The organism is Photobacterium sp. DNB23_23_1 (assembly GCF_052873815.1).
Window position 1 is genome coordinate 24762 of the sequence record NZ_JBNNXT010000025.1, and the last position, 12180, is coordinate 36941.

The window sequence follows — 12180 nt, forward strand, 5'->3', positions numbered from 1 at the left end:
GTCGCTGAAAAACCACCGTAAAAAGAAGACACCATATGGGTTTTGATTTTGACTACATGCTTTCCCTGATGCCGACCTTGTTCAAATATCTCGGCACCACGATGGGAATGGCACTCTGGGGCTTAGTTTTCGCCCTGATCATCGCATTGGTACTGGCATTGTTGCGAACTTACCGTATCCCGGTGCTCGATCAGCTCAGCCAGCTCTATATTAGTTTTTTCCGTGGTACGCCACTGCTGGTACAGCTCTTCTTGCTCTATTACGGGTTGCCGCAAGTGATGCCAGTCTTCGTTGGGCTCGATGCCTTTACTGCCGCGGTCATTGGCTTGAGCCTGCATTTCGCCGCTTACATGGCCGAGAGTATCCGCGCAGCCATCCTCGGTGTCGACCGCAGCCAACGCGAAGCTAGCCTGTCCATTGGCATGACCGAACTGCAAGCCATGCGCCGGATCATCCTGCCACAGGCTACGCGGGTCGCCCTGCCATCATTGATGAACTACTTCATCGACATGATCAAATCAACCTCCCTGGCTTTCACCCTCGGGGTAGCAGAAATCATGGCGATGGCCCAAATGGAGGCCTCTTCAAGCTTCAAGTTCTTCGAGGCATTCCTTGCCGTTGCCCTTATCTACTGGGGTATCGTTCTTGTCCTAACCCGGATCCAAAACTGGGCAGAAGCCAAACTCAATAGGGCTTATACACGATGATTAAAATTGAAAATCTAACCAAGCGCTTTGGTGATGCGACCATTTTCTCCGGACTAGATTTAACTATTAGCAAAGGTGAAATCGTCGTCGTGATCGGCCCATCGGGGACTGGCAAATCGACCCTGCTACGCTGTGTAAATTTTCTTGAAACCGCCGATGAAGGACACCTCACCCTTGGCGATGTCTCGGTCGACAGCCAGCAGGCCAGCAAAAAAGAGGTGCTGGCACTGCGCCGCAAGACCGGGTTTGTATTCCAGAATTACGCCCTATTTGCTCACTTGACAGCACGACAAAATATCGCCGAGGGCCTGATCACCGTCAAAGGCTGGAGCAAAGAGGAAGCTCACCACAAAGCTCAGCAGATCCTTGACGACATCGGCCTTGGCGACAAGGGCGAACATTACCCTGCCGCCTTGTCAGGCGGCCAGCAACAACGGGTCGGGATCGGCCGTGCAATGGCACTCGAAGCTGAGCTGTTGCTATTTGACGAACCGACATCAGCACTGGATCCCGAGTGGGTCGGTGAGGTATTAAGCTTGATGCAAAAACTGGCCACCCGGCACCAAACTATGCTGGTGGTCACCCACGAAATGCAATTTGCCCGCGAAGTGGCCGATCGGGTGATCTTTATGGCCGATGGCGGCTTTGTCGAACAAGGCACTCCGGATCAGATCTTCGGTAACCCGCAAGATCCGAGGCTGAAGAAGTTCCTAAGCCAAGTGGGGATCCGTTAAGGATCCTTGCACTCAGGCAAATAGGAAGTATAATTCAGCGCCCGTAGTTTCTGCGGGCATAATTATTGACTATTTAAGAGTCAGTGATTACAATTCCGCCTCTTTGATTAGAGGCAACGACTGAAATCAGTCGCTAAACTCTAACCAAACTTAAAAACTGATCAGTTAATTTAAGGTAAAACCCATGAAACGCACTTTTCAACCTTCAGTTCTAAAGCGCAAGCGTAGCCACGGTTTCCGTGCACGCATGGCTACTAAGAACGGTCGCGCAACAATCAACGCTCGTCGCGCTAAAGGCCGTAAGCGTCTTTCTAAGTAATCATCAGATTATTTTGAGTAAGAACGCTTTCTCTCGGGAGTTACGTCTGTTAACTCCCGAACATTATAAAAAAGTCTTCCAGCAAGCTCATCGTGCTGGCTCTCCCCATTTAACTATTCTTGCCCGCAATAACAACCTCGACCATCCGCGTCTTGGCTTGGCAGTCCCTAAGAAACAGATCAAAACCGCCGTTGGCCGTAACAAATTCAAACGTATCGTACGTGAGAGTTTCCGCCTCCAGCAACATGATCTGCCAGCTAAGGATTTTGTCGTTATCGCCAAGAAGAGTGCCAGTGAGTTGAGCAACGAAGAACTTTTCAAGCTTCTAGAGAAATTATGGCATCGCCTGTCTCGCCCTTCGCGTGGCTAGTCATCAGACTAGTCCGCTTTTACCAGCTAGCAATAAGTCCGCTTATTGGCCCCCGCTGTCGCTTTACCCCTACATGTTCCCAATACGCTATCGAGGCGATAAAAACGCATGGAGCGATAAAAGGTGGTTGGTTCGCGGCGAAACGTCTATTAAGATGTCATCCTTTAACCGACGGTGGTTATGACCCCGTTCCGCCAACCAAGCATAACGACAGAGATAATTAACGATGGATTCCCAACGCAATATTCTGTTAATTGCCCTACTGTTTGTCTCTTTCCTACTGTTCCAACAGTGGAATACTGACAGCAACCCGCAAACGCAGGGTGTAGCGCAACAAATCAACAACAGTGGTGATGTGCCTTCGCATTCCGCTGACGGCCAGACTATCACTGACCAAAGCACGTCAAACAACCTTATCACCATTAACACTGATGTACTGGCGCTTACTGTCGATACGCTTGGTGGTGACATCATCGAAGCCAAACTGCTGGCCTACGACAACGAACTGGAATCGGAAGACCCATTCGTTCTCCTTAAAAACGACCAGGGCCACAGCTACACGGCTCAATCAGGCTTGATCGGTGCACAAGGTATCGATACAGCTGCCGGTCGCGCTCAACTACAAGCAACCGCTGACAGCTTCGCCCTAACCGATGGCCAAGACGAGCTGCGCGTACCGCTTACTTACGAGCAAGACGGTATCAGCTACACCAAAACCTTCATCGTTAAACGCAACAGCTACGCGGTTGATGTTGAATACAGCATCGATAACCAATCAGCTCAGCCTGCCAGCGTGCAAATGTATGCTCAGCTGAAGCAGAACCTGATGGATGATGGTGGCAGCCTGACCATGCCAACTTATCGCGGTGGTGCATACTCGGCTGACAACGTGAAATACAAGAAGTACAGCTTCGATGATATGCAGGACAAAAATTTGAACCTGGATATGAATCAAGGCTGGGCTGCCATGATGCAGCACTACTTCGTGACAGCATGGATCCCGCGCACAGAAGAAGCCACCAACCTATACACCCGTACCGGTAATGGCCAGGGCTACATTGGTGTTCGCATGCCAACGGCTAACATTGCACCTGGCAGTGAGCAGTCACTAACAGCTACGCTATGGGTAGGTCCTAAGCTACAAGACCAAATGGCAGCAACGGCCTCGAACCTGAACCTGACAGTTGATTACGGTTGGCTATGGTTTATTGCAAGCCCGCTGCACAGCCTACTGTCGTTTATCCAAGGCATCGTGGTGAACTGGGGTCTGGCAATCATCATCTTGACTTTCATTGTTCGTGGTGCGATGTACCCGCTGACTAAAGCGCAGTACACCTCAATGGCGAAAATGCGTATGCTGCAGCCAAAACTGCAAGCAATGCGTGAGCGTCTGGGCGACGACCGCCAGCGCATGAGCCAGGAAATGATGGAGCTGTACAAGAAAGAGAAAGTGAACCCGCTGGGTGGCTGTCTACCAATCTTGCTACAAATGCCTATCTTCATCGCGCTTTACTGGTCACTGATGGAATCAGTTGAGCTACGTCATACGCCATTCTTCGGCTGGATCCACGACCTGTCAGCACAGGACCCGTACTACATCCTACCGATCTTGATGGGTGCGACGATGTTCATGATCCAGAAGATGAGCCCGACGACGGTTACTGACCCAATGCAGCAGAAGATCATGACCTTCATGCCAGTGATGTTCACCTTCTTCTTCCTGTTCTTCCCGTCAGGTCTAGTCCTTTACTGGCTAGTATCTAACGTCGTAACACTTATCCAGCAGACATTAATTTATCGTTCACTGGAAAAGAAAGGCCTGCATAGCAAATAATGCAGTCCTGAGTTAAGAAAAAGGCGGCCTGCAGGCCGCCTTTTTTATTATCCCAATCCCAAGCGCTTGCCATTGCTGGGCAATCGCCACTACTCTGTTTACAATTGCAACGTATTTATCAAGCTAAGCCAAAATTATGACTGAACATACAGATACCATTGTTGCCCAAGCCACCCCTCCGGGACGTGGCGGCGTCGGGATCATCCGCGTCTCGGGCCCGAAAGCCAAAGAGGTCACCCTTGCCGTTGCCGGCCGTGAGCTCAAACCGCGCTATGCCGAATACCTATCGTTCAAAAATGAAGATGGCACAGCATTGGATCAGGGTATAGCTTTGTTCTTCAAAGGCCCGAACTCCTTTACCGGTGAAGATGTCCTTGAGCTTCAGGGCCATGGCGGTCCGGTACTGATGGATATGATGATCCGCCGTATCTTGGAAATTGATGGCATCCGTGCCGCGCGCCCGGGGGAATTCTCCGAGCGTGCGTTCATGAATGACAAACTCGACCTGGCGCAAGCTGAGGCGATTGCCGATCTGATTGATGCAAGTTCAGAGGAAGCGGCAAAAAGTGCCTTTAAATCGCTTCAGGGTGCCTTCTCGACCCGCATTAATGAATTAGTTGAGGCCCTTATCCACCTGCGCATCTACGTCGAAGCTGCGATTGACTTCCCAGAAGAAGAAATCGACTTCTTGTCCGACGGCAAGGTCTCCGGCGATCTCAATGGCATTATCAGCCGTTTAGAGGCTGTGCGCCGTGAAGCCAACCAGGGCGCTATTATGCGTGAAGGGATGAAGGTTGTGATTGCAGGCCGTCCAAACGCCGGCAAATCAAGCCTACTCAACGCCCTTTCCGGCAAGGACAGCGCGATTGTCACCGATATTGCCGGTACGACCCGCGACGTACTGCGCGAACATATTCACATTGATGGCATGCCACTACATATCATCGACACCGCAGGCCTACGCGAGGCCTCTGACGAAGTGGAGCGCATCGGTATCGAACGGGCCTGGGAAGAAATCCAGCAGGCCGACCGTGTGTTGTTCATGGTCGATAGCACCACCACTGATGCCACTGATCCGGCGGAGATATGGCCGGAGTTCGTCGAACGTTTACCGCAAGGATTGGGCATTACCGTGATCCGTAACAAGGCAGAGCTGACCGGGGAAAGCACCGGGATCTGCCACGTTAACAATCCTACCCTTATCCGCCTGTCAGCCCGAACCGGTGAAGGGGTTGATCCGCTGCGTGAACACCTCAAGGAGTGCATGGGCTTTGCCGGCACCACCGAAGGTGGCTTTATGGCCCGCCGTCGCCACCTTGACGCCCTGGAACGCGCAGCCAACAACCTGGAAACAGGCAAAGAGCAGTTGGAAGGTTTCATGGCAGGAGAAATCCTTGCCGAGGAGCTGCGCCTTGCCCAGCAGCACCTGAGTGAAATTACCGGTGAATTCACTTCCGATGATTTACTCGGCCGGATCTTCACCTCGTTCTGTATCGGCAAATAGCCGATCCCCACTCGCGATCATTTCCACAGCCTGTTTCGGATCCTCGTGACAGGCTGTGTATAAACTGCCGATAAAAGATCCCTTCCCAATAAGATCAAGCTTCCTTCCTGCGTCCAAGCCAGTACAATGCTGTGCATAAACCCTTTGTAAATATCTACACGGATTTAAGGACATGAGCCACATTACCCTGATCACCGGCAGCACCCTTGGCGGCGCCGAATACGTTGCCGACCACTTGAGCGACCTACTGGAACAAGCCGGCCATAGTACCGATATAACCAACCAGCCCGATCTCGGACAGCTGTCTACCGGTAATATCTGGCTGGTGGTCTGCTCTACCCATGGCGCAGGTGAATATCCCGACAATTTCCAGCCCTTCGCCGAACAACTGCTCAGCCAGCAACCGGATCTCGCCGCTTTACACTATGCAGTTATCGGTTTGGGTGATTCCAGCTACGATACCTTCTGTGCAGCAGCCAGAAAAATTGATCAACAGCTGACAAACCTGGGAGCGATCCGCCTTGGGGAAAGGCTCGAAATTGATGTCTCACAGGATCCAGTACCGGAGGATCCTGCAGAACTATGGCTAGAAAACTGGAAAAACAACCTAGATTGAATGAAAAATAGACAGTTTTTTACCCAGTTTTTGCCGATCTTTAAACTTTTTTCTGTGGATAACTATAGATCTAAACGGTGATCAACCCATAGTTATCCATTTAATAACTTCTCTTCAGATATTCAGCTGTTGATAAGTGGCATTTTTGATCCCAGCTAATCCTTGCGTTGATCCATGCCACTCCACAGCAAATGATCCGACATAACAGCATGATCATTAGGATCATTTATCACTTATCCACACGATCGGCGGATCTATATAATAGATCTAACAGAAGATCTATTTAAAAGATCTTATCTATATTCAAAAGCGGTATCCTCCTAGGATCAAATGATCGTCAGGAAAAGTTCTCTCCACGACTGAAACAGGATAGAATATTGCTCCTTCGCTCAAAGATAACTCACTGCCAATTTTGAATATCCGAGGTAGTTTCATGTTTTACCAGGAAAATTTTGATGTCATCGTCGTAGGTGGCGGCCATGCAGGGACTGAAGCTGCACTGGCGGCAGCCCGTATGGGACAAAAAACCCTACTGCTGACACACAACATCGATACGCTGGGACAGATGTCATGTAACCCAGCAATCGGCGGGATCGGGAAAGGACACCTGGTTAAAGAAGTTGACGCCCTTGGTGGTTTAATGGCCCGGGCGATCGACAAAGGCGGGATCCAATTCCGCACTTTGAACTCGTCAAAAGGCCCTGCGGTGAGGGCAACACGCGCTCAGGCAGACCGCGCCTTGTACAAGGCTGCTGTGCGTGAAGTGCTGGAAAACCAGCCGAATCTAAAGCTATTCCAACAGGCGGTTGATGATCTGATCATCGAAAATGATCGAGTCGTCGGCGCCGTGACTGAAATGGGACTAAAGTTCCGTGCCAAAGCGGTCGTTTTGACCGTAGGGACATTCCTCGGTGGTAAGATCCACATCGGTCTGGAGAACTACAACGGTGGTCGCGCTGGGGATCCACCGTCGATCACTTTGGCATCACGTTTGCGTGAAATGCCATTCCGTGTTGATCGTCTCAAAACCGGTACACCTCCGCGTATTGATGCACGTAGTGTCGACTTTAGCCAGCTGCAGGCCCAGCATGGTGACAACCCAACACCACTGTTCTCATTTATGGGAAAAGCCTCGGATCATCCACGCCAGATCCCATGCTTTATTACCCACACTAACGAGAAAACCCACGATGTGATCCGTAATAACTTGGATCGCAGTCCGATGTATTCCGGAGTGATCGAGGGGATCGGCCCGCGTTACTGCCCGTCGATCGAAGACAAGGTGATGCGTTTTGCCGACAAGGACAGCCACCAGATCTTCATCGAGCCTGAAGGTCTGACAACCCATGAGCTATACCCTAACGGTATTTCCACCAGCTTGCCGTTTGATGTCCAGATGCAGATTGTCCGTTCGATGAAAGGCTTCGAGAATGCCGATATCGTCCGTCCGGGTTATGCCATCGAGTATGATTTCTTCGATCCACGTGATTTGAAGCAGACGTTCGAAACTAAGTTTATCAATGGCTTGTTCTTTGCCGGCCAGATCAACGGCACCACCGGTTATGAAGAGGCTGCAGCCCAAGGCTTGTTGGCCGGGATGAATGCCGCTCTGCTGGCTCAGGACCGTGAAGGCTGGAGCCCGCGTCGCGATCAGGCTTACATGGGCGTACTGATTGACGATTTGTCGACTATGGGTACCAAAGAGCCGTACCGAATGTTCACTTCCCGTGCTGAATACCGCTTGCTGTTGCGTGAAGACAATGCCGATTTGCGTTTGACCGAAATTGGCCGCGAGTTTGGTTTAGTTGATGACGAGCGCTGGGCGCGTTTCAACCAGAAGCTGGAAAATATCGAACAGGAGCGCCAGCGGCTGAAAAATATTTGGGTGAACCCGACTTCGGAGAACGTTGAGTCGGTCAATCAGATCCTCAAGACACCTATTGCCCGTGAGGCAAGTGGTGAAGATTTGCTTCGTCGCCCTGAAGTGACTTACAACCAGCTTACCGACATCGAGTTGTTCGGTCCGGCCCACGAAGATAGCCAGGCCAGCGAACAGGTCGAAACCCAGGTTAAGTACCAAGGGTATATCGACCGCCAGAAAGACGAAGTGGAAAAATCCCTGCGCCATGAGAAGACCAAGCTGCCGCTGGATCTTGATTACAGTGTGGTCAAAGGCTTGTCTAACGAAGTGATTGCCAAGCTAAATGATGCCAAACCGGAAACTATCGGTATGGCATCACGTATTTCAGGCATCACCCCGGCAGCTATTTCCCTGTTGTTGGTGTATCTCAAGAAGCAAGGCCTGCTGAAAAAAGGCGAATAGGAGTAATTTGTGAAACAACGTCTGTTGCAACTGGTAGCGCAAACTGATCTCACAGTCACAGATCAGCAAATTGACCAGCTTGTCGGCTATGTAGCCATGCTGGATAAATGGAATAAGGCGTATAATCTGACATCGGTACGAGATCCGTATGAGATGTTGGTGAAACATATTATGGATAGTATTGTGGTAAGCCCTCACCTTAACGGTGAACGGTTTATCGACGTCGGTACCGGTCCGGGCCTGCCAGGGATCCCTCTGGCGATCATGAACCCGGACAAACAGTTCACGTTATTGGACAGCCTGGGTAAGCGGATCCGTTTTATCCGCCAGGTGATCCATGAACTGAAGATCAGCAATGTCACCCCGGTCCAGAGCCGAGTTGAGGAATTCCAGCCTGAAATCGGTTTTGATGCCGTACTCAGCCGTGCCTTTGCCTCAATGAATGATATGGTATCTTGGTGCCACCACCTCCCTGCCAGCAACGGGTGTTTCCTGGCGCTAAAAGGGCAATTCAATCAGCAGGAAGTGACAGAACTGCCTGAATGGTGTTCTGTGACGGAAGTCAAATCTTTGCACGTTCCTGAGCTGGAAGGCGAGCGCCATCTAGTAATCTTGACGGCAAAGGATTAAAGGATGAGGTTTTTTTGTGGGAAGAGTCATAGCGGTAGCCAACCAGAAGGGAGGCGTGGGTAAAACCACAACATGTGTCAACTTGGCAGCGTCATTGGCGGCCACGCAACGTAAGGTCTTGGTCATTGACTTGGATCCCCAAGGTAACGCCACCATGGCCAGCGGCGTGGATAAATACCAAGTCGATGCAACGGCTTATGAGCTTCTTGTCGAAGAAACCCCGTTCGACGATGTCGTGATCACCGACACCACTGGCGGCTATCACCTGATAGCCGCTAACGGTGATGTCACGGCGGCAGAAATCAAGCTGATGGAAGTCTTTGCTCGCGAAGTTAGGCTGCGTACAGCCCTTGAGAGTGTTCGTGGTAACTATGATTTCATCTTTATTGATTGTCCTCCAGCCTTAAACCTTCTTACAATCAATGCAATGACAGCATCAGACTCTGTTCTGGTTCCGATGCAGTGCGAATATTTCGCGCTCGAGGGGCTGACGGCATTGATGGATACCATCAGTAAACTTACCGCTGTCGTCAACAGCGAATTGAAAATTGAGGGATTGCTGCGGACCATGTATGACCCGCGCAACCGGCTGGCGAACGAAGTGTCCCAGCAGCTCAAGAAGCATTTTGGCGACAAGGTCTATCGTACCGTTATCCCGCGCAATGTCCGTCTTGCCGAAGCACCGAGCCATGGTCGACCGGCTATGTACTACGACAAGTATTCGAGTGGTGCCAAAGCCTACTTGGCCTTGGCCGGTGAAATTATCCGCCGTGACGAGCTGGCAGCCAATGCCAGCGCGGTCGATGCATAAAGGTTAACCATGAACATGAATAAACGAGGCCTAGGAAAAGGTCTTGATGCCCTATTGGCCACTAGCTCTGTTGCGGCCACTAAGCTGCAGCAGGCTGATAAAGCACAAACACTGTCGGCTGACGGTAGCCTCAAAGAGTTGGCTATCAGCCAGCTGGTACCGGGCCGCTACCAGCCACGCAAAGATATGTCGGACGAGGCGCTGGCAGAACTGGCAGAGTCGATCCGAGCTCAAGGAGTGATCCAACCGATTGTGGTGAGAGAAACGGCTCCGCAACAGTACGAGATCATTGCCGGAGAGCGGCGTTGGCGTGCTTCACGTCAAGCGGGCCTTCAGAAAGTACCTTGTATCATCAAGGATGTTAACGACAGGGCCACCGTGGCCATTGCCTTGATAGAGAATATCCAGCGTGAAGATCTCAACGCGATAGAAGAAGCGCAGGCACTGGAGCTGTTGCAGAGTGAGTTTTCACTTACTCACCAACAGGTCGCCGAAGCGGTGGGCAAGTCCCGTGCAGCGGTATCAAACCTGCTGCGCTTAAACCAGCTTGAAGCACCGGTTAAACGCATGGTGGAGCAAAAACAGCTGGAAATGGGTCATGCCCGTGCTTTGTTGGCTCTGTCCAATGAACGGCAGCTGGAAGCGGCACAAATAGTTGTAGCTAAGATGTTAACGGTGCGTGATGCAGAACGCTTGGTGAAGAAAATGCTGACGCCGGAGCCTGAGCCCAAAGTAGCTGCTGCCAATCCGAAAATCGAAGCGGTTGAAAACCAGCTTAGTGAGCAGTTTGGCACTCAGGTGGCGATTAATCAGCAGAAAAGTGGCAAAGGAAAGATCGTTATAAGCTTCGATCAAGCTGACAAATTGCAGCAAATTGTTGCAATGTTAGGCCATGAAATGTGATACTGAACGTGCATATTTTGTTGCAAAGATTGCGATGTTGTGATCAGGTTATTGTGTTGTAAAATATAGCTGTTTTTTTTGCTGCAATTAGATTGCATTCAATCTAGTGAAACGTATAATTTTTGCTGTTTTCCCCGCATATCGTATGTGCAAGTGGAACGGACTCGAGGAACGAATACATGGTATCGGCGCTAGTTCGACCGGGACGCCAGTTGGCGAAACGGTTATTGTTACTACAATCTGGCGTCGTTTTGATAACGGCAATCATGGCAGTGTTTGCTGTCAATGTTGACTGGGGAATCTCTGCATTAATCGGCGGCGGCATCTTTGTGATCGCTAATGCTGTCTTTGCGACCTGTGCGTTTTTGTTCAGCGGTGCCCGCAAGGCCCGCCTGGTCATGGCGTCATTCTTTGGTGGTGAAGTGCTGAAAATCCTCATTACAGTCATCTTGTTTGCCTTTGTTTACCTGTATGTCGAGGTGGAACTTGTTCCCCTCAAACTGACCTATTTGCTGGCTCTTGGAATTAATATCTTTGGGCCGGTTTTATTCATTAACAACAACAAATAGGATGAGTTATGGCTGCGCCAGGTGAAGCGCTAACGCCGTCAGGTTACATCACTCACCACCTGACAAATTTGTCGATTGGTGATGGTGGTTTCTGGACGGTACATATAGATAGCCTGTTTTTCTCAGCCCTGACCGGTCTACTCTTTCTTTGGGTATTCCGTAAGGCTGCGAAAACAGCGACATCAGGAGTTCCAGGGAAACTACAGTGTTTTGTGGAAATGGTAGTAGAGTTCGTTGACGATAACGTCAAGGAAACCTTCCATGGCCGCAACCCGCTGATAGCTCCTTTGGCTCTTACCATTTTCTGCTGGATTCTACTGATGAACATCATGGACTTGGTGCCAATTGATTTTCTTCCGTATCCTGCTGAACATTGGTTGGGTATTCCTTACCTTAAGGTGGTACCGAGTGCTGATGTCAACATCACCATGTCAATGGCGCTGGGTGTTTTTGCCTTGATGATCTACTACAGCATCAAAGTAAAAGGTCTCGGTGGCTTTGCGAAAGAACTGGCTCTTCACCCGTTCAATCACCCAATCATGATCCCGTTTAACCTGCTTCTTGAAATTGTTTCGCTACTGGCGAAGCCGCTTTCATTGGGTATGCGTCTGTTCGGTAACATGTTTGCTGGTGAGGTGGTGTTTATCCTAATCGCGGCATTGATGCCGTGGTGGGCACAATGGCTGGGCTCGGTACCGTGGGCAATTTTCCACGTTCTAGTCATTACAATTCAAGCATTCGTGTTTATGATGTTGACTATTGTGTACCTGTCTCAGGCGCATGAAGACAATCATTAACGATTATTTGTAAATTATTCAATTTTTACTGGCACTTTAGCCGACAACTATAAACTGGAGATA

General features: G+C 50.4%; 14 protein-coding genes. All 14 read left to right on the forward strand.

Annotated features, from left to right (window positions below; all coding sequences use genetic code 11):
* Nucleotides 1-35 precede the first annotated feature (35 nt).
* The 14 genes from ACVA53_RS15620 to atpB all read left to right on the forward strand — a co-directional run bounded on the left by ACVA53_RS15620 (nucleotide 36) and on the right by atpB (nucleotide 12117).
* Nucleotides 36-707, forward strand: a complete 672-nt coding sequence (locus ACVA53_RS15620; RefSeq protein ID WP_446505588.1) for an amino acid ABC transporter permease — start codon at nucleotides 36-38, stop codon at nucleotides 705-707.
* A complete protein-coding gene (locus ACVA53_RS15625; RefSeq protein ID WP_446505589.1) occupies nucleotides 704-1441 on the forward strand; it encodes an amino acid ABC transporter ATP-binding protein in 738 nt (245 codons plus the stop codon). The genes ACVA53_RS15620 and ACVA53_RS15625 overlap by 4 nt, the downstream gene beginning before the upstream one ends.
* Nucleotides 1442-1625: 184 nt before the next feature.
* Complete coding sequence (gene rpmH / locus ACVA53_RS15630; RefSeq protein ID WP_006233350.1) at nucleotides 1626-1760, forward strand: 50S ribosomal protein L34; 135 nt, start codon at nucleotides 1626-1628, stop codon at nucleotides 1758-1760.
* A 13-nt stretch (nucleotides 1761-1773) separates the two neighbouring features.
* The gene (gene rnpA / locus ACVA53_RS15635; RefSeq protein WP_107351527.1) at nucleotides 1774-2130 is read left to right on the forward strand and encodes a ribonuclease P protein component; all 357 of its coding nucleotides are present in this window, start codon (nucleotides 1774-1776) and stop codon (nucleotides 2128-2130) included.
* A complete protein-coding gene (yidD, locus tag ACVA53_RS15640) occupies nucleotides 2097-2354 on the forward strand; it encodes a membrane protein insertion efficiency factor YidD (RefSeq protein WP_107351526.1) in 258 nt (85 codons plus the stop codon). Before rnpA ends, yidD begins: the two co-directional genes overlap by 34 nt.
* Before the next feature lie 2 nt (nucleotides 2355-2356).
* Nucleotides 2357-3964, forward strand: a complete 1608-nt coding sequence (yidC, locus tag ACVA53_RS15645; RefSeq protein ID WP_255042813.1) for a membrane protein insertase YidC — start codon at nucleotides 2357-2359, stop codon at nucleotides 3962-3964.
* A gap of 136 nt (nucleotides 3965-4100) precedes the next feature.
* A complete protein-coding gene (gene mnmE, locus ACVA53_RS15650) occupies nucleotides 4101-5468 on the forward strand; it encodes a tRNA uridine-5-carboxymethylaminomethyl(34) synthesis GTPase MnmE (protein WP_255042814.1) in 1368 nt (455 codons plus the stop codon).
* 172 nt (nucleotides 5469-5640) lie between these two features.
* A complete protein-coding gene (gene mioC / locus ACVA53_RS15655; protein WP_446505590.1) occupies nucleotides 5641-6084 on the forward strand; it encodes an FMN-binding protein MioC in 444 nt (147 codons plus the stop codon).
* 433 nt (nucleotides 6085-6517) lie between these two features.
* Nucleotides 6518-8407 (forward strand): tRNA uridine-5-carboxymethylaminomethyl(34) synthesis enzyme MnmG, encoded by a 1890-nt coding sequence (gene mnmG / locus ACVA53_RS15660; RefSeq protein ID WP_255042816.1) that lies wholly within the window; start codon nucleotides 6518-6520, stop codon nucleotides 8405-8407.
* Between the two features lie 9 nt (nucleotides 8408-8416).
* Nucleotides 8417-9037, forward strand: a complete 621-nt coding sequence (rsmG, locus tag ACVA53_RS15665; protein ID WP_255042817.1) for a 16S rRNA (guanine(527)-N(7))-methyltransferase RsmG — start codon at nucleotides 8417-8419, stop codon at nucleotides 9035-9037.
* Between the two features lie 16 nt (nucleotides 9038-9053).
* Nucleotides 9054-9848: a ParA family protein gene (locus tag ACVA53_RS15670; RefSeq protein WP_255042818.1), complete on the forward strand. Its 795-nt coding sequence runs from the start codon at nucleotides 9054-9056 to the stop codon at nucleotides 9846-9848.
* 15 nt (nucleotides 9849-9863) lie between these two features.
* Nucleotides 9864-10751, forward strand: a complete 888-nt coding sequence (locus tag ACVA53_RS15675) for a ParB/RepB/Spo0J family partition protein (RefSeq protein WP_446505609.1) — start codon at nucleotides 9864-9866, stop codon at nucleotides 10749-10751.
* A 179-nt stretch (nucleotides 10752-10930) separates the two neighbouring features.
* Nucleotides 10931-11320 (forward strand): F0F1 ATP synthase subunit I, encoded by a 390-nt coding sequence (locus tag ACVA53_RS15680; RefSeq protein ID WP_255042819.1) that lies wholly within the window; start codon nucleotides 10931-10933, stop codon nucleotides 11318-11320.
* Between the two features lie 8 nt (nucleotides 11321-11328).
* Entirely contained in the window at nucleotides 11329-12117 is a 789-nt protein-coding gene (gene atpB, locus ACVA53_RS15685) for a F0F1 ATP synthase subunit A (RefSeq protein WP_255042820.1), read from the forward strand.
* Nucleotides 12118-12180 lie beyond the last annotated feature (63 nt).

What these genes read in the sequence shown, in the direction of transcription:
- ACVA53_RS15620 (WP_446505588.1), top strand. Translation starts at nt 36, where the DNA reads ATGGGTTTTGATTTTGACTACATGCTTTCCCTGATGCCGACCTTGTTC.
- ACVA53_RS15625 (WP_446505589.1), top strand. Translation starts at nt 704, where the DNA reads ATGATTAAAATTGAAAATCTAACCAAGCGCTTTGGTGATGCGACCATT.
- rpmH (WP_006233350.1), top strand. Translation starts at nt 1,626, where the DNA reads ATGAAACGCACTTTTCAACCTTCAGTTCTAAAGCGCAAGCGTAGCCAC.
- yidD (WP_107351526.1), top strand. Translation starts at nt 2,097, where the DNA reads ATGGCATCGCCTGTCTCGCCCTTCGCGTGGCTAGTCATCAGACTAGTC.
- yidC (WP_255042813.1), top strand. Translation starts at nt 2,357, where the DNA reads ATGGATTCCCAACGCAATATTCTGTTAATTGCCCTACTGTTTGTCTCT.
- mnmE (WP_255042814.1), top strand. Translation starts at nt 4,101, where the DNA reads ATGACTGAACATACAGATACCATTGTTGCCCAAGCCACCCCTCCGGGA.
- mioC (WP_446505590.1), top strand. Translation starts at nt 5,641, where the DNA reads ATGAGCCACATTACCCTGATCACCGGCAGCACCCTTGGCGGCGCCGAA.
- mnmG (WP_255042816.1), top strand. Translation starts at nt 6,518, where the DNA reads ATGTTTTACCAGGAAAATTTTGATGTCATCGTCGTAGGTGGCGGCCAT.
- ACVA53_RS15675 (WP_446505609.1), top strand. Translation starts at nt 9,864, where the DNA reads ATGAATAAACGAGGCCTAGGAAAAGGTCTTGATGCCCTATTGGCCACT.
- ACVA53_RS15680 (WP_255042819.1), top strand. Translation starts at nt 10,931, where the DNA reads ATGGTATCGGCGCTAGTTCGACCGGGACGCCAGTTGGCGAAACGGTTA.
- atpB (WP_255042820.1), top strand. Translation starts at nt 11,329, where the DNA reads ATGGCTGCGCCAGGTGAAGCGCTAACGCCGTCAGGTTACATCACTCAC.